Annotated in this window: 14 protein-coding genes; 8 read left to right on the top strand and 6 right to left on the bottom strand. The window is 58.7% G+C overall.

What is annotated here, in order from left to right; all coding sequences use genetic code 11:
* Positions 1 to 20: 20 nt before the first annotated feature.
* Positions 21 to 1,799: an ABC transporter transmembrane domain-containing protein gene (locus tag ACTJKS_RS18000; RefSeq protein ID WP_041069025.1), complete on the bottom strand. Its 1,779-nt coding sequence runs from the start codon at positions 1,797 to 1,799 to the stop codon at positions 21 to 23.
* Positions 1,800 to 2,055: 256 nt separating this feature from the next.
* On the opposite strand from ACTJKS_RS18000, the gene ACTJKS_RS17995 reads away from it, so the two are divergent.
* Positions 2,056 to 2,235, top strand: coding sequence for a PA1571 family protein (locus tag ACTJKS_RS17995; protein ID WP_065260694.1), 180 nt, complete (start codon positions 2,056 to 2,058; stop codon positions 2,233 to 2,235).
* A 124-nt stretch (positions 2,236 to 2,359) separates the two neighbouring features.
* On the opposite strand, the gene pdxB is transcribed toward ACTJKS_RS17995, so the two are convergent.
* On the bottom strand, positions 2,360 to 3,505 hold the full coding sequence (gene pdxB / locus ACTJKS_RS17990) for a 4-phosphoerythronate dehydrogenase PdxB (protein ID WP_108183345.1): 1,146 nt from the start codon (positions 3,503 to 3,505) through the stop codon (positions 2,360 to 2,362).
* A gap of 211 nt (positions 3,506 to 3,716) precedes the next feature.
* Between pdxB and ACTJKS_RS17985 the strand changes: the two genes are divergently transcribed.
* A complete protein-coding gene (locus ACTJKS_RS17985; RefSeq protein ID WP_108183346.1) occupies positions 3,717 to 5,126 on the top strand; it encodes an MATE family efflux transporter in 1,410 nt (469 codons plus the stop codon).
* 50 nt (positions 5,127 to 5,176) lie between these two features.
* Here ACTJKS_RS17985 and tusA read toward each other — a convergent pair whose 3' ends face one another.
* Positions 5,177 to 5,428 carry a sulfurtransferase TusA gene (gene tusA / locus ACTJKS_RS17980; protein WP_007961802.1) on the bottom strand — a complete coding sequence of 84 codons (252 nt, stop codon included), beginning with the start codon at positions 5,426 to 5,428 and terminating at the stop codon, positions 5,177 to 5,179.
* 178 nt (positions 5,429 to 5,606) lie between these two features.
* Complete coding sequence (gene rlmM / locus ACTJKS_RS17975; protein WP_108183347.1) at positions 5,607 to 6,680, bottom strand: 23S rRNA (cytidine(2498)-2'-O)-methyltransferase RlmM; 1,074 nt, start codon at positions 6,678 to 6,680, stop codon at positions 5,607 to 5,609.
* Between the two features lie 222 nt (positions 6,681 to 6,902).
* On the opposite strand from rlmM, the gene acnA reads away from it, so the two are divergent.
* Positions 6,903 to 9,644, top strand: a complete 2,742-nt coding sequence (acnA, locus tag ACTJKS_RS17970) for an aconitate hydratase AcnA (RefSeq protein WP_142580101.1) — start codon at positions 6,903 to 6,905, stop codon at positions 9,642 to 9,644.
* 383 nt (positions 9,645 to 10,027) lie between these two features.
* On the opposite strand, the gene ACTJKS_RS17965 is transcribed toward acnA, so the two are convergent.
* Positions 10,028 to 10,516, bottom strand: coding sequence for an SRPBCC family protein (locus ACTJKS_RS17965; RefSeq protein WP_041069044.1), 489 nt, complete (start codon positions 10,514 to 10,516; stop codon positions 10,028 to 10,030).
* Positions 10,517 to 10,702: 186 nt separating this feature from the next.
* Here ACTJKS_RS17965 and ACTJKS_RS17960 point away from each other — a divergent pair, with 186 nt between their 5' ends.
* The 5 genes from ACTJKS_RS17960 to ACTJKS_RS17940 all read left to right on the top strand — a co-directional run bounded on the left by ACTJKS_RS17960 (position 10,703) and on the right by ACTJKS_RS17940 (position 13,881).
* The gene (locus tag ACTJKS_RS17960; protein ID WP_108183349.1) at positions 10,703 to 11,623 is read left to right on the top strand and encodes an ADP-ribosylglycohydrolase family protein; all 921 of its coding nucleotides are present in this window, start codon (positions 10,703 to 10,705) and stop codon (positions 11,621 to 11,623) included.
* A 57-nt stretch (positions 11,624 to 11,680) separates the two neighbouring features.
* Positions 11,681 to 12,085, top strand: a complete 405-nt coding sequence (locus ACTJKS_RS17955; RefSeq protein WP_108183350.1) for a lysozyme inhibitor LprI family protein — start codon at positions 11,681 to 11,683, stop codon at positions 12,083 to 12,085.
* A 218-nt stretch (positions 12,086 to 12,303) separates the two neighbouring features.
* Positions 12,304 to 12,909, top strand: coding sequence for a DUF2975 domain-containing protein (locus ACTJKS_RS17950; RefSeq protein WP_041069052.1), 606 nt, complete (start codon positions 12,304 to 12,306; stop codon positions 12,907 to 12,909).
* Positions 12,910 to 12,918: 9 nt separating this feature from the next.
* Entirely contained in the window at positions 12,919 to 13,125 is a 207-nt protein-coding gene (locus tag ACTJKS_RS17945) for a helix-turn-helix domain-containing protein (protein ID WP_003226632.1), read from the top strand.
* A gap of 84 nt (positions 13,126 to 13,209) precedes the next feature.
* Positions 13,210 to 13,881: a hypothetical protein gene (locus tag ACTJKS_RS17940; protein ID WP_108183351.1), complete on the top strand. Its 672-nt coding sequence runs from the start codon at positions 13,210 to 13,212 to the stop codon at positions 13,879 to 13,881.
* Positions 13,882 to 13,956: 75 nt separating this feature from the next.
* On the opposite strand, the gene mrdA is transcribed toward ACTJKS_RS17940, so the two are convergent.
* Positions 13,957 to 15,849 (bottom strand): penicillin-binding protein 2, encoded by a 1,893-nt coding sequence (gene mrdA, locus ACTJKS_RS17935; RefSeq protein ID WP_108183352.1) that lies wholly within the window; start codon positions 15,847 to 15,849, stop codon positions 13,957 to 13,959.
* Between the last annotated feature and the right edge of the window lie 283 nt (positions 15,850 to 16,132).

Genomic DNA, 16,132 nt, shown 5'->3' with positions numbered 1-16,132 from the left:
CAGAAAAGCCTTCGGCGGTTCTACACCGCCATCGCATGCCCGTCGTTGAACTGCAACGCCGCCAGCCGCGCATACAGTGGATTGCTCACGATCAGCTCCTGATGCGTACCGATTGCGACCAATCGGCCCTGATCCATCACGGCGATCCGGTCGGCGTTCTTCACCGTGGCCAGGCGATGCGCAATCACCAGCGTGGTGCGGTTGTGCATCAGACTTGGCAACGCTTCCTGAATCAGATGTTCGCTCTGGGCATCGAGAGCGCTGGTGGCTTCGTCCAGCAGCAGAATCGGCGCATCCACCAGCAACGCGCGGGCGATCGCCAGGCGTTGACGCTGGCCGCCGGAAAGGCCGAGGCCAGCGTCCCCCAGATGAGTCTGATAACCGTTGGGCATCTTCTCGATGAAGTCATGGGCGTGAGCAATTCTTGCCGCTTCCTTGACCTGCTCCAGTGTCGCGTCGGCATTGCCGTAACGAATATTCTCTTCGACGCTGCCGAAAAACAGCGCTGGCGATTGCGAGACCAGGGCGAAATTGCGCCGCAGATCCAGCGGATCGAGGCTGGTCAGCGGCACCCCGTCAATCAGGATCCGGCCTTCAAGTGGGTCGTAGAAGCGCAACAACAAGTCATACACCGTGGATTTACCGGCGCCGGAAGGCCCGACAAGGGCCAGGGTTTCACCAGCCCTGATGGTCAGGCTCAAGCCGCTGATGGCATAGCTGTCCGGACGCGACGGGTAGGAAAAGTGCACATTCTGCAATTGCAGCTCGCCCTTGATCCGTTCTGGCAACGTCACCAGCCCGAGGGTCGGTGGCTGGATGATGTTCTGCGAATTGAGCAGTTCCGCGATGCGCTCGGCGGCACCCGCCGCACGCTGCAACTCGCCGATGACCTCGCTCAACGTACCAATGGCACTGCCGACGATCAGACTGTAGAAAACGAACGCCGCCAGTTCGCCCCCGGTAATGCGCCCGGCTATCACGTCCATGCCACCGACCCACAACATCACCGCCACCGCGCCGAGCACCAGCACGATCACCACGGTAATCATCCAGGAGCGCTGAAAGATCCGTTTGCGCGCAGTATCAAACGCGTCCTCGACCGTCGTGGCGAAACGGCGTTCATCCTGCACCTGATGGTTATAGGCCTGAACGGTTTTGATCTGCCCGAGCGTCTCGGAAACGTAGCTGCCGATGTCGGCGACCCGATCCTGACTCAACCGCGACAGATTGCGCACGCGCCGACCGAAAATCAGAATCGGCGCGACCACGAAGGGCAAGGCGATCACCACGATGCTGGTGAGTTTCGGATTGGTCACGAACAGCAGCACTACTCCGCCGATCACCATCAACAGGTTGCGCAGAAACATGGAGAGCGACGAGCCGATCACCGATTGCAGCAACGTCGTGTCGGCAGTCAGCCGTGATTGAATCTCTGAACTGCGGTTATTCTCGTAAAAGCCGGGATGCAGATAGACCAGATGGTTGAACACCTCGCGCCGGATATCCGCTACAACTCGCTCGCCGATCCACGATACCCAGTAAAACCGCGCGAAGGTGCCAATCGCCAGGCCCAACACCATCAGCATGAAGATACCGATGCTCTGGTTCAGTTGATGCGGCGACTGCGTCATGAAGCCCCGATCGACCAGCAATTTGATCCCCTGCCCCATCGACAAAGTAACGGCCGCCGTGACGATCAACGCCAACAGCGCAGCGCAGACTTGCCAACGATAAGGCGCCAGAAACCGGCTGGTCAGACTCAGCGCTCGACGGTGCCGGGAAGAAAGCTTCGAGATCATTCAGGTACACATCCGTGTTGATGAAAGGGCTAGCCTAAACCTTCTATGGGGCGGAACTCTGTAAATCACAATGAGTCAGGTTAAATATGCCCCCAAAGACTAGGCCATAGTTGCTATTGGTCTAATGTCCCGGTTGAGACGAGCGGTCATTTCTGTTGGAGTGGAGATGCCGCTTTTGACAGACCCAAGGGTGTTGTCACAGCCTGGTCACGTGGCGGTTTTAATCTACGTGCACAACCTGATGAGGAGACAGGCCATGTCCTTGCAACACAGCAGCGATGACAAGATTCAAGTGATCCGCACCAAGCCCGGCCAACCTCTGGGTTGCTCGATTATCGACAAGGATGGGCGTGAAGTACCGATCACTGAAGACATGATCCAGAACGCGTGCCGCGAGCTGGAGAAGCGATTGGTCAAGCCTGCCGAACAAAAGTGATATAGCCACCGTCTTCCTGACCCGGCCCCTGTTTGGCCGGGTTTTTTCTGCCTGCCGTTCTGCTCTCCTACAGGGTCAGGGCAAACACTGTGGGAGCGAGCCTGCTCGCGAAAGGGCCGACCTGTTATTGAACCGCAACCGCCCCCAGCGCCGCCACAATCTGTTGCAACTGCGGCGAATCACCGTCGATCCGCACCTTCAGCCCCTCGATCTCGCGCCGCACCGGATACTGCTTGCGCAACACATCGAAGGCCGCACGCTGTTCAGCGACATTGCCGACAAGACTGCGACGAAAATCCGCATCATCGCGGCGCGGGTCGTATACGCCACGGCACAACATCGCCAGTGCCCAGGCCGGATCGCTGTCGGCGTGCAGGGTCACTTCTGACAGCCACGGCGCCGGTAGCAAGTCACTGAGCTGGATGCTCGGCGTCTGACCGATAAATTCGCAATAAGCCTGATAAATCTGCGCCGTGCCGCGCTGTTTACCATCGAGGCTGTAACCGGCAATGTGCGGCGTGGCCAGCACGCAGAGTTCGGCGAGGTCGACATCGACTTCAGGCTCGGCTTCCCACACGTCGAGCACCGCTTGCAGGTCTTCACGCGCCAGCAGCGCGGTGCGCAACGCAGCGTTATCCACCACGGGGCCACGAGCGGCGTTGATCAGCCAGGTACCCGGTTTGAGTTGTTGCAGACGCGGCTCATCGAACAGATGCCAGGTCGCGCCTGCGCCGGTACGGGTCAACGGCGTGTGCAGGCTGATCACGTCACACTGCTCGATGATCTGCTCAAGGCTCACGTAATCGCCCCCCTCGACGGCCTGACGCGGCGGGTCGCAGACTTTGACATTCCAGCCCAGGCCCTTGAGCACCTTGATCAGCCGACCGCCGACTTCACCGGCACCGATTACCCCATAAGTACGTTGCGGCAATTCAACGCCTTCGATTTCCGCCAGGGTCATCAGACTGCCGAGCACATAATCGACCACGCCCCGCGCGTTGCAACCGGGCGCGCTGGACCAGGTGATGCCGGCCTCGGTGAAATAATCGAGATCGAGGTGATCGGTACCGATGGTGCACGTGCCGACGAAACGCACTTTGCTGCCTTCGAGCAAAGCACGATTGACGTTAGTCACCGAACGCACCAGCAACACATCGGCCTGCTCGACCGTCGCACGGTCGATGGCACGGCCCGGCACCCGGCGGATCTCGCCGAAACCGGCAAAAAAGGCATCGAGCAGGGGGATATTTTCGTCGGCAACAATCAGCATGGCGGGCTCCTTGGGCGGATCGGCAGTTTAACTGTAGGAGCTGCCGCAGGCTNTTGATTTTGTTTTTCAAGATCGAGATCGAGATCAAAAGATCGCAGCCTGCGGCAGCTCCTACAGATTACAAATCCGCAACAGAGGATTTTTCCTGACCAAAGCGTCAGCGGCGTAGAATGCGGCGCCCTGCGCATCAATCCCTGTGGACGCTTCGCCTGTGAATTCTGTTACTGAAAAACCGCTCGCTGCCTCACTCACCCGCCCCGCGCGAATTCGCCTGGAATTCAGGAATCTGCTCGCCCTCGCGCTGCCGATCATCATCGCGCAACTGGCGACCACCGCCATGGGCTTCGTCGATGCGGTGATGGCCGGCCGTGTCGGGCCGCGTGACCTGGCAGCGGTAGCACTGGGCAACTCAATCTGGGTCCCGGTGTTTCTGCTGATGACTGGCACCCTGCTGGCCACCACGCCGAAAGTCGCCCAGCGTTTCGGCGCCGGCACCCACAGCGAAATCGGCCCGATTGTCCGTCAAGCGCTGTGGCTGGCACTGGTGGTCGGCCTGATCGCCACGTGCATGCTGGTCGCCGCCGAACCGGTGCTGCACCTGATGAAAGTCGATCCCGAGCTGATCGGCCCGTGCATGCAATACCTGCACGGCATTGCCAGCGGCCTGCCGGCGGTGGCGTTCTATCACGTGCTGCGTTGCACCAGTGACGGCATCGGCCGTACCCGCCCGGCGATGGTGCTGGGCCTGTGCGGTCTGGCGCTGAACATTCCGCTGAACTACATCTTCATTTATGGCCACTTCGGCGTACCGGCCATGGGTGGCGTGGGTTGTGGCTGGGCCACGGCCATCGTGATGTGGGTCATGGCGCTGGGTCTGGCCGGATGGGAGCGCTGGGCGCCGGCGTATCGTTCGAGTGAGATCTTCAGCCGCTTCGACTGGCCACAATGGGCGGTGATCAAACGTCTGCTGGCGATCGGCTTGCCGATTGGCATCGCCGTGTTTGCCGAGTCGAGTATCTTCGCCGTGATCGCCCTGCTGATCGGCAGCCTTGGCGCCACCGTGGTGGCCGGGCATCAGATCGCGCTGAACGTCAGCTCGCTGGTGTTCATGATTCCGTATTCGCTGGGCATGGCCGTTACGGTGCGTGTCGGCCAGGCGCTGGGCCGTGAAGAGCCACGGGAAGCACGCTTTGCCGCCGGCGTCGGCATGGGCACCGCACTGGCGTATGCCTGCCTGTCGGCGAGCATGATGCTGTTGCTGCGCGAGCCGATTGCGTCGATCTACACAGCGGATCCGACGGTGATTCACATCGCGGCGATGCTGATTGTGTACTCGGCGCTGTTCCAGTTCTCCGACGCGATCCAGGTGACGGCTGCAGGCGCTCTGCGCGGTTATCAGGACACCCGGGTAACGATGATTCTGACCCTGTTCGCCTACTGGGGCATCGGCCTGCCAGTGGGTTACGCCCTAGGTCTGACCGACTGGCTCGGCGAACCGCGTGGTCCAAGCGGTCTGTGGCAAGGGCTGATTGTCGGCCTGAGCTGCGCGGCGCTGATGTTGTCGTTTCGACTGACGCGCAGTGCACGCAAGCGTATTCGGATCAGTCGTTCGGTGGGCTGATCAGCCATAAAAAAAGACCTGCACATGCAGGTCTTTTTTTATGCCCGAATTCAATTGGACTTCTTGCGGATCCAGTACAGATAAGTACCGGCCTCTTCGTGCTGCCCCACCAGTTCGTGGTCGAGAAACACACAGAACTTGGGAATGTCGCGACGGGTCGAGGGATCGGTGGCGATCACCTTGAGCAGGCCGCCCGGCACCAGGTCACGTATGTGCTGGTGCAGCATCATTACCGGCTCCGGGCAATTGAGACCGGTGGCGTCGAGGGTGCCGTCGACCGGGGTATCGATCATTTCACTCATGATTCACTCCTGAAACTGGCCGGCATTGTCGCGCATTGCCGGGTGCTCAGTCATCTGTAGCGAGGGGATTTATCCCCGATGGGTCGCGAAGCGGCCCCAGAGACTGGGGATGCGCTGCATCCCATCGGGGATAAATCCCCTCACCAAAGAGATCATTCCCACAGGGTTTAGTGGTGACTCAGCGGGATTTGGCTTTCTTGATGTCATGCCGACGCAAATGACAGGTCACTTCCTCGCGGTCGTGATACAGCTGCTTGCAACCAATGTCGACCTTGATCCCGCGCGCCTTGAAGCCATCGGCGATGCGCTCGAGCAAGCGCTTCACTTCGGCATAGCGCTGTTTCATCGGCAGCTTGAGGTTGACCACCGCTTCGCGGCAATGACCGTCGCCGATCCATTCTTCAAGCATCGCCGCGTTACGCGCCGGCTTCTCGACGATGTCGCAGACCATCCAGTCCACCGGTTGCCTGGGCTTGAAGGTGAAACCGTCGGCCATCAAGTGTTGCACCAGACCGGTGTCCATCAGGCTTTCAGCCATCGGGCCGTTGTCGATGGCGGTCACCAGCATGCCACGGTTGACCAGTTGCCAGGTCCAGCCGCCGGGTGCCGCGCCGAGGTCGACGCCGGTCATGTCGCTGTGCAGGCGCTCGTCCCACTGATCACGCGGGATGAAATGGTGCCAGGCCTCTTCCAGTTTCAAGGTCGAACGACTGGGCGCCTCGCGCGGAAACTTCAGGCGCGGAATGCCCATCGGCCACATCGCCGAGTTGCCGGCGTCGGCCATGCCGAGAAACACTTCGCGACCACTTTTGAAGGTCAGCAGCAGGCGCGGTTTGCTGGCGTCGTCCACCAGTTTGCCGGCACCGGTCAGCGCCTTGCGCAGCGGGCCTTCGAATTTCTTGCAGAAGTTCGACAGCTCTTTGCCGTCGTTGGTATCGACCACTTCCAGCCACAGGCTGCCGCAGACCGGAAAGTCCGCCATCTGCTCGAGGATCACGCTGATGCGGTCGGTTTCCGGCAAATCGATGAAGACACCGCGCGCCCACTGGCGCGGAAAAATCAGCTCGGCGAAACGCTGGCCGCGCATCAGGCGTTCGGCGCCGTCTGCTTCGCTGCAGACAAACTCCGCGTACGCGGTGGCCGGTTTGGCCTTGGCGTAACCGGCCACATTCAACTGGGCGGCGAGGTCGGAAATCTCCGAACAGACTTCGCCTTCGAAGCCTGGCCGGCAATGCATGAATAGGGTGTTCATTCTTACTCCTGGGCAGAGGGCGGACATTCGGCCCCTGCACGCTGCTCAAGCCTTGCGGTGAAGCAAAGCCTGTCACGAAAACCGGCGCATGATAGCCGATGTCGGAACCTTGGACTTATCGATAGAGTCCAGTTATTAGCCAGCTACTGAAAACAGGGCTACGTTGATAGCTCTGCCCGTCCCCTCAGTCCGTAGCCGTGCGGACTCAAAGGAGTGATCGTAATGCCGTCCCTCGATAGTCTGAAGACCCTTAAAACACTGCAGATCGACCAACAAACCTACCACTATTTCAGCCTGCCGGATGCCGCAAAAAGCCTGGGCAATATCGACCAGTTGCCAATGTCGCTGAAAGTCCTGCTGGAAAACCTGCTGCGCTGGGAAGATGAAAAAACTGTCACCGGCGCCGACCTCAAAGCCATCGCCGCCTGGCTCAAGGAGCGCCGCTCCGACCGGGAAATCCAGTACCGCCCTGCCCGCGTATTGATGCAAGATTTTACCGGAGTGCCCGCCGTGGTCGACCTCGCTGCGATGCGCGCCGCGATGGCCAAGGCCGGTGGTGATCCGCAACGAATCAACCCGCTGTCGCCGGTGGATCTGGTGATCGACCACTCGGTGATGGTCGACAAATTCGCCACTCCGAGCGCCTTCGAACAGAACGTCGACATCGAGATGCAGCGCAACGGCGAGCGCTACGCGTTCCTGCGCTGGGGTCAGAGCGCCTTCGACAACTTCAGCGTGGTGCCACCGGGCACCGGGATCTGCCACCAGGTCAACCTCGAATACCTCGGGCGCACGGTATGGACCAAGGATGAGGAAGGCCGCACCTACGCGTTCCCCGACACCCTGGTCGGCACCGACTCCCACACCACCATGATCAACGGCCTCGGCGTGCTCGGCTGGGGTGTCGGCGGGATCGAGGCGGAAGCGGCAATGCTCGGCCAACCAGTGTCGATGCTGATTCCGGAAGTGATCGGCTTCAAACTCACTGGCAAACTCAAGGAAGGCATCACCGCCACCGACCTGGTGCTGACCGTCACGCAGATGCTGCGCAAGAAAGGTGTGGTCGGCAAATTCGTCGAATTCTACGGTGACGGCCTCGCCGACCTGCCACTGGCCGACCGCGCGACCATCGCCAACATGGCCCCGGAATATGGCGCGACCTGTGGCTTCTTCCCGGTCGATGACGTAACCCTCGAATACCTGCGCCTGTCCGGCCGCCCGGCTGAAGTGGTGAAACTGGTCGAGGCCTACACCAAGGCCCAAGGCCTATGGCGCCTGCCCGGTCAGGAACCGGTGTTCACCGACAGCCTGGCGCTGGACATGGGCAGCGTCGAAGCCAGCCTTGCCGGGCCAAAGCGCCCGCAGGACCGGGTCTCGCTGCCAAACGTGGCGCAGGCCTTCAGTGATTTCATGGATTTGCAATTCAAGCCCACCAGCAAGGAAGAAGGCCGCCTGGAAAGCGAGGGCGGCGGTGGGGTGGCCGTGGGCAACGCCGATCTGGTCGGCGAAACCGAATACGAGTATGAAGGCCACACCTATCGCCTGAAAAACGGCGCGGTGGTAATCGCCGCGATCACCTCCTGCACCAACACCTCCAACCCGAGCGTGATGATGGCGGCCGGTCTGCTGGCGAAAAAAGCCGTGCAGAAAGGCCTGACGCGCAAGCCGTGGGTCAAGAGTTCGCTGGCCCCCGGCTCGAAAGTGGTCACCGACTACTACAAGGCGGCCGGGCTGACGCAATACCTGGATCAGCTCGGTTTTTCGCTGGTCGGTTATGGCTGCACCACTTGCATCGGCAACTCCGGGCCATTGCCGGAGCCAATCGAGAAGGCCATTCAGAAAGCTGACCTCACCGTGGCGTCGGTGCTGTCCGGCAACCGTAACTTCGAAGGCCGGGTGCATCCGCTGGTCAAGACCAACTGGCTGGCCTCGCCACCGCTGGTGGTCGCTTATGCTCTGGCTGGCAGTGTGCGCATTGACATCAGCAGCGAGCCTCTGGGTAACGACCAGCAAGGCAATCCGGTGTACCTGCGCGATATCTGGCCGAGCAGTCAGGAAATCGCCGATGCGGTGAATCAGGTCAACACCGCGATGTTCCACAAGGAATACGCCGAGGTGTTTGCCGGCGATGAACAGTGGCAAGCGATCCAGGTGCCGCAAGCCGCCACCTATGTGTGGCAGGACGATTCGACCTACATCCAGCATCCGCCGTTCTTCGACGACATTTCCGGCCCATTGCCGGTGATCACTGACGTCAAGGGTGCGCGGGTTTTGGCGTTGCTCGGTGATTCGGTGACCACCGACCACATCTCCCCGGCCGGCAACATCAAGACTGACAGCCCGGCCGGGCGCTATCTGCGCGAAAAAGGCGTGGAACCGCGAGACTTCAACTCCTACGGCTCACGACGTGGCAACCATGAGGTGATGATGCGCGGCACGTTCGCCAACATCCGCATTCGTAACGAGATGCTCGGCGGCGAAGAAGGTGGCAACACGATCTACATCCCGAGCGGCGAGAAAATGCCGATTTATGATGCCGCCATGCGTTATCAGGCCTCGGGCACGCCGCTGGTGGTAATCGCCGGTCAGGAATACGGTACCGGCTCCAGCCGCGATTGGGCGGCCAAGGGCACCAACCTGTTGGGTGTCAAAGCGGTGATCGCTGAAAGCTTCGAGCGCATCCACCGTTCCAACCTGGTGGGCATGGGCGTGTTGCCGTTGCAGTTCAAGCTCGATCAGAACCGCAAGAGCCTGAACCTCACTGGCAAGGAAACCCTTGATATCCAGGGTCTGACTGGTGTCGAGCTGACGCCGCGCATGAACCTGACCCTGGTCATCACTCGTGAGGACGGCCGCCAGGAGAAACTCGACGTGCTGTGCCGCATCGATACGTTGAATGAGGTGGAGTACTTCAAGTCGGGCGGGATTCTGCACTACGTGTTGCGGCAACTGATCGCCTCGTGATTGCTTGATTCCCGTGGTGAGGGGATTCATCTACGATGGACTGCGCAGCAGGCCCTTTTTTGGGGTCGCTTCGCAACCCATCGGGGATAAATCCCCTCGCTACCGGTGCTCGACACAAATACTTTTCTGCAGGCGAAAAAAAACCCGCCGAAGCGGGTTTTTCCCAAGACCATTATCGACTCCCTGTCGGCAGCGATCCTTGCTAATGGTCGATCATCCGTGATCCTGAAACACTCCCTGTGTCTCAGTTGATGGGTGTAGATTACGCCGTGGATCCAATCGGCAATAGTCGCAAAAGCTACCACCGCGTGTAAGACATTCGCTATACAAGCCCTTCCGAAAACCCCTACGTCAGTCAGGCACTCAGCCTGCAAGCCACCATGTCAGTCACCATCACGCTCGCGCGTCTTCGCACTTTCGGCGAGAAACTGTTCAAGTCGACTTAATTGCTCCTCCCAGCCGCGGCTATCCATGTAGTACGCCTCCTTCTGCCGCACATCGGGGATATGCGCAAAGCCGGACTCGGACACCTTGAGCAATGTGCCGCTCTCGTAATCCTGCAGCTCGAACTTGACCAGCGTAGTCGGCTCCTGGGAATAGTCGATGTTCGGATTGACCGCGTACGGGTGCCAGCGAAACGAAAACAGCTGCTGCGGCTCCACCCGCTCCACCAGCACGTTCCACAGCACGTGTTCATAACCGGGATACGTGACCTGCCCTTGCGTCCATTCCCCGGCAATGAACCGCCTGCCCTCCAGTGCCACACCAAACCACTGACCAAACGCCTCGGCATCGACCAATGCACGCCAGACATATGAACGTGGCGCCTTGAGCGCGATTTTGCGTTCGAAACTATTGGGTACCGGTTTCATAAGTCACCTCCTGTTTTGAACAGTAGGCTTGTATGACCACATGTCCAACCTGAAGTTGTATCAAAGGGCTGCACCTGTCCAATCCAGAGGAAACATTCGGCGGCATTTCCGTTCATTGAAACGAGCGCCCCCCTCCGATGAACCTGTTACCGTTTCCTGCGAAATGGACACAGACAAGGATGAAGCATGCAGCCATCTCTCTCCGAACGTTATCGCGGCGCCCTGCTCGGCCTCGCTTGCGGCGACGCCGTCGGCACCACGTTGGAGTTCAAGCCAAGAGGCTCATTCCAGCCGCTGAGGGACATGGTCGGTGGCGGCCCCTTTCACTTGAAACCCGGGCAATGGACGGATGACACCTCGATGGCGCTGTGCCTGGCGGAGAGCCTGCTGAGGAAAAACACATTCGATGCGGCGGACCAGATGGGACGCTATCTGAATTGGTGGCAATGGGGGTATCTCAGTTCCACCGGTGATTGTTTCGATATCGGCATGACGGTCAGCCAGGCGCTGTCGCGGTATCAGCAAACCGGTCAGCCGTTCGCGGGATCTACCGACCCGTTTACCGCCGGCAACGGGTCGCTGATGCGCCTGGTGCCGGTGGTGCTGTTTTATTTCCCTGATGCCCGGCAGATTCGCCAGTTCGCCAGTGACAGTTCGCGAACCACCCATGCTGCACCTGAAGCCATCGAATGCTGTCAGTTATTTGCCGAAGTGCTCAGCAAAGCACTGCTAGGCGCCTCCAAGTCAGAATTGCGCAAATTGCCAGACACAACCTTCGTTCAACCTAAAGTCGCAGCCATCGCCCGAGGTGATTACCTCGCAAAGTCGGCGAGCGAAATCCGTGGCAGCGGCTACAGCGTCGAGTCGCTGGAAGCGGCGCTGTGGTGTTTTCATCACACTGACGGTTTCGCCGCGGCGATTCTGCAAGCCGCCAACCTGGGCGATGATGCCGACACTACTGCCGCGATCGTCGGCCAATTGGCCGGGGCCTACTATGGCGTTCGGGCGATTCCTGCCCACTGGCTGGAAATGCTCCATGACGGCGAGGAGATTGCAGCCACCGCAGATCGCCTGCTCGAAGCCTCCCGGCTACGCGTCCCTGATTAGAAGCTCCACAGCCGCTAAACTGCACTGCACTTTCATCCGACTCAGTGAGATTACCCAATGTCCCCACGCCTGCTTCTGGCCCTGACACCCTTTCTGTTCAGCCCCCTCGCCCACGCTGCCGTCGACTGCGCCAATGCCAGCGATCAGGCCACCATGAACCAGTGTGCCGGGCAGGAATTCAAGTCGACTGACAAGGAGTTGAACGCGGTGTATCAGCAGATCACCGGCCGCTTGAAGGACAACCCTGACCGCAAGAAGCTGCTGGTGGGGGCGCAGCGGGCGTGGATCGGGTTTCGCGATGCTGAGTGCAAATTTTCGGCATCCGGGGTCGAGGGCGGGAGTGTTTATCCGCTGATCTACAGCAATTGCCTGACAACTGTGACCAAGGCGCGGATTGAGGCGCTGAAGCAGTATTTGACGTGTCAGGAAGGTGACATGAGTTGCCCAGTGCCCGGGGCCTGATTTTGTAGTGGCTTCGGTCTTGCCGCCAGGTTTGTTGATTCCACACTTGGCGCACCTTAGGCGCGCTGGCCAGCGAATCGATTTCCGCACCATTACCAGCGATTGCGCGGAGCCGGAACAGAAGAAAGTGGCGCAGCAACAAAAACAAAACTAATTATTGTAATCAGATAATTTATCATCGAGAATTCGCTACCAAATTGTAACAACCAGGAATTTTCATGAGTACTCACATCAACGGATTGGCGCCGCAGCGCATGCATTGGATCGGTCTGCTGGCTGCGATTCTTGTCTGGGTTCTGGGGGTGACGGAGGTCGGTGGCAACGTGACGATCTGGTTCTTCAAGAAGGATGAAATGCTGGCAAGCCTGCTTTATGCCTTTGCAGAAGGCTCGCCGCAATTGCTTGACCCGTTTGTCGAAGGTGCATTGCTTGATCCTGACACCTGGCTGTCATCAACGGTCACTGCGCTGATCGTCTTTCTGGATTTCCTGCCCGTTGTCCTGTCGGCTTACGCGTTATGGCTGACCGGGTTGTTTTTTCTGCGCTTGTCGCGCGGCGAAACCTGGACCGACCGCAACATCAGAGTCCTCTGGCGAGTGGGCGTGCTCTGCATCGTTTCTCCGGCAACCTACCCGTTAATAGAGACCTTGCAAGGTCTGGCGTTGTCGATAGATCTGCCGCCGGGAGATCGGATTTTCCAGTTCTCAATCGGCCTGTCTTCCGCTTCTGCCTACGAGATAATCAAAGGCGTATTACTCTGTATTTTTTCAATTATCATGCGTGACGCAAAAGTACTCAGCGATGAGCAAAGCCAATACATATAGAACAATATAATGACCATTATCGTCCGCCTTGACGTCGTCATGGCCACGCAAAAAATTCGCTCGAAAGAGTTAGCCGCCCTGCTCGGAATAACCGAGGCCAATCTGTCATTGCTTAAAAACGGCAAAGTCAAAGGCGTGAAGATGGCAACTCTGGACAAGCTCTGCGCTGCGCTCGATTGCCAGCCGGGCGATCTGCTGGAATACCAGAAAGACTGAGACTTTCCCCGGAAGGCGAGTTGTTTATCGCAGGTCCCGATCGTTTAACTTTTATTCAATCCTTAGTTTCAAGGCGGCTTTGTCATGTCCCGTTATTTGTTATGCGCGCTGTTATTGCTGACAGCGTCACTCAGCGGCTGCGCCACACAATTTGACGTAGCACTCAATGCAATCCCTGATCCGGACTATCAGTTCGACCAAAAGGCAACCGTATTGGTGACCTCGACGAAAGGCGCCGATGAGAACGCACTGAATGCCCGCTATTATCTTCGCGACATGGTCAACGCATTGAAAGACAGGGGTTTCCAAGAGGTTTATACCGACGCCAGCCTGCCCAGAAATCACGCACCGATCAAAATGACTATCAGCCTAGATATCGGCAGCCGGCAAGTGTCTTACCGTTATACCGCTACCGATTATGGGCAAGTGCCAACCAGCACTACCACCGTTTGCAAGAACACCAAGAAGAAAGATGACCGACTGACCTGCACCAGTAAGCCCAATACGACCTATGGCCCGGTGGGTACTTCGGAGCGAATCGGCTATACCACCCTAAGTACCTTTATTGCCACCGCCCGGGATGAGGCGAGTAAACGCACGGTGTATCTGCTGCGGGCGTCGTCTTATAACGAGGACTGTCAGGCCGCCAAGGTCGAAGCGTTTCTGGTCGAGCAGGGCCTGCAGAACCTGAACTTCCAGGATCGCGTGCAACGCAACTACAGCGTCACGATGCCCGAGGGTTACAGCTGCAAATAGTCAGTTACCCAAACCCCTGCCTCGACAGCTTCACGGCGCAGCCAACGTGAGCCGGTGTAGTGAAGCGCATCCCGGCTACACGTGCGGGTCACCCGGCGGCTTGGCCGGCGCCGCGTATTGCGGCTTGAGGTGGCCATCCTGATCCAGTAGCCAGGCGTCCATGATCTGCCGCACCACGGGACCGGCAACCCGACCACCGGCCTCACCGTTTTCGATCATCACCGAGATGGCGATCTTCGGATGCTCTGCCGGAGCGAAGCCGACAAACAAGGCGTTGTCGCGATGCCGTTCTAGGGTTTTCTCACGGTTGTAACGCTCACCCTGCTTGATCGCCACCACCTGCGCCGTACCACTCTTGCCGGCGATGCGGTACTGCGCACCGGCCGCTGCGGCGCGCGCGATTCCCCGGGCATCGTGCATCACCATCTGCATGCCGTGGTTGACCTGATCCCAGTCACGCGGGTTCTTCAGCAGGATATTCGGCATCGGATGTTCATCGACCGGCGCTACGCCATCGACGGTCTTCGCCAAGTGCGGTCGATTCCATATGCCCTTGTTGGCAATCAGTGCGGTGGCCTGAGCCAGTTGTAGTGGCGTGACCTGCATGTAGCCCTGGCCGATGCCCAGAATTACTGTTTCCCCCGGGAACCAGGCTTGACGACGCGTGGCACGTTTCCAGGCCTGCGATGGCATCAAACCGGGCGACTCTTCGAACATGTCCAGCGAGACTTTTTCGCCGAGGCCGAACATCGCCATGTAGTCGTGCAGGCGATCGATGCCGAGCTTGTGCGCCAGATCGTAGAAGTAGGTGTCATTGGAACGCATGATCGCCGCGTCCATGTCCACCCAGCCATCGCCACTGTGGTTCCAGTTGCGGTACTTGTGATCGAAATCCGGGAGTTGGTAATAGCCCGGGTCGAAGACTCGTGTCTGCGGGGTCACAACACCGGCATCAAGGCCGGCAATCGCCACTTCGGGTTTGATGGTCGAACCCGGTGCATACAGGCCGCGTAGCACACGGTTGAACAGCGGCCGATCGATGGAATCGCGTAGCGCCGAGTATTCCTTGGAGCTGATACCGGTGACGAACAGGTTCGGGTCGAAGCTCGGATTGCTGACCATGGCCAGCACTTCACCAGTGGATGGATCGAGAGCCACCACCGAACCACGGCGGTCGCCCAGTGCGGCTTCAGCAGCTTCCTGCAGTTTGACGTCGAGACTTAGAACGATGTTTTTGCCAGGGACCGGATCGGTGTGTTTGAGCACTCGCAACACTCGGCCTTGGGCGTTGGTCTCAACTTCTTCGTAGCCAACGTGACCGTGCAGCTGCGCTTCGTAGAAGCGTTCAATGCCTGTTTTACCGATGGATTGCGTGCCGCGGTATTCCACCGAGTCGAGGGTTTTGGATTCTTTTTCGTTAATCCGGCCAACGTAACCGATTGAATGCGCAAAGTGCGGACCCAACGGGTAATGCCGAACAAACTGCGGCTCGACATCGAGGCCCGGCAAACGGAACTCGTTAACCGCCAACACGGCGATTTGCTCTTCCGTCAGTTCGTAGAACAGCGTCACCGGGGTGAATGGGTGACGGGACTGCTTCATGGCCTTATCGAAAACCGTACGATCTTCAGCGGGCAAATGCAGCAGATTGATCACCTCGTCCAGCTCCTGATTTACATCAGTGGCGCGTTCGCGGGTGATGATCAGGTTGTAACTGGGACGGTTATCAGCGAGCAGCACACCATTGCGATCGTAGATCAGGCCTCTCGTCGGCGGAATCGGCAATACGTGCACGCGGTTGTTTTCAGAGATGGTCGAGTGGTAGTCATATTCAACCACTTGCAGGATGTACAAGCGCACCACCAGCGCGCAGCTGATAGCAAAGACAAACAGAGCGCAGGCGATCAACCGTTTGTTGACCAAGCGCTTCTCTTTTTCATGATCTTTGATCGGGATGGGTTCAGGCATTTCTACAGCAACTCTTTGACATAATTTGAGCGCCGATCCGTGGGCATGACATCAATCCGTTAAAAAACGAGCTGCACCATACCAAAAACCGAGCGGTCACTTCAGAAGGATTTTCTCCAATGGCAGTCCTGGCGACGGTTGGAACACTCGCATCGTCTGATCTTGGCGAGCCAAGCACTTTCCTGCGGGCAAAACAAAACCCCAACTGCTTTCGCAATTGGGGTTTCGGAATTTAATCTTGACGATGACCTACTCTCACATGGGGAAACCCCACACTACCATC

The organism is Pseudomonas sp. 22189, from assembly GCF_052045635.1.
Lineage (GTDB): Bacteria > Pseudomonadota > Gammaproteobacteria > Pseudomonadales > Pseudomonadaceae > Aquipseudomonas > Aquipseudomonas parakoreensis.
This window is presented reverse-complemented; position numbering and strand designations above follow the sequence as displayed.

Coding starts and splice junctions, on each gene's coding strand:
- ACTJKS_RS17995 (WP_065260694.1), top strand. CDS start 2,056: ATGTCCTTGCAACACAGCAGCGATGACAAGATTCAAGTGATCCGCACC.
- ACTJKS_RS17950 (WP_041069052.1), top strand. CDS start 12,304: ATGAGTACTCACATCAACGGATTGGCGCCGCAGCGCATGCATTGGATC.
- ACTJKS_RS17965 (WP_041069044.1), bottom strand. CDS start 10,516: ATGAAACCGGTACCCAATAGTTTCGAACGCAAAATCGCGCTCAAGGCG.
- mrdA (WP_108183352.1), bottom strand. CDS start 15,849: ATGCCTGAACCCATCCCGATCAAAGATCATGAAAAAGAGAAGCGCTTG.
- ACTJKS_RS17940 (WP_108183351.1), top strand. CDS start 13,210: ATGTCCCGTTATTTGTTATGCGCGCTGTTATTGCTGACAGCGTCACTC.
- rlmM (WP_108183347.1), bottom strand. CDS start 6,680: ATGAACACCCTATTCATGCATTGCCGGCCAGGCTTCGAAGGCGAAGTC.
- tusA (WP_007961802.1), bottom strand. CDS start 5,428: ATGAGTGAAATGATCGATACCCCGGTCGACGGCACCCTCGACGCCACC.
- pdxB (WP_108183345.1), bottom strand. CDS start 3,505: ATGCTGATTGTTGCCGACGAAAATATCCCCCTGCTCGATGCCTTTTTT.
- ACTJKS_RS18000 (WP_041069025.1), bottom strand. CDS start 1,799: ATGATCTCGAAGCTTTCTTCCCGGCACCGTCGAGCGCTGAGTCTGACC.
- ACTJKS_RS17945 (WP_003226632.1), top strand. CDS start 12,919: ATGACCATTATCGTCCGCCTTGACGTCGTCATGGCCACGCAAAAAATT.
- ACTJKS_RS17960 (WP_108183349.1), top strand. CDS start 10,703: ATGCAGCCATCTCTCTCCGAACGTTATCGCGGCGCCCTGCTCGGCCTC.
- acnA (WP_142580101.1), top strand. CDS start 6,903: ATGCCGTCCCTCGATAGTCTGAAGACCCTTAAAACACTGCAGATCGAC.
- ACTJKS_RS17955 (WP_108183350.1), top strand. CDS start 11,681: ATGTCCCCACGCCTGCTTCTGGCCCTGACACCCTTTCTGTTCAGCCCC.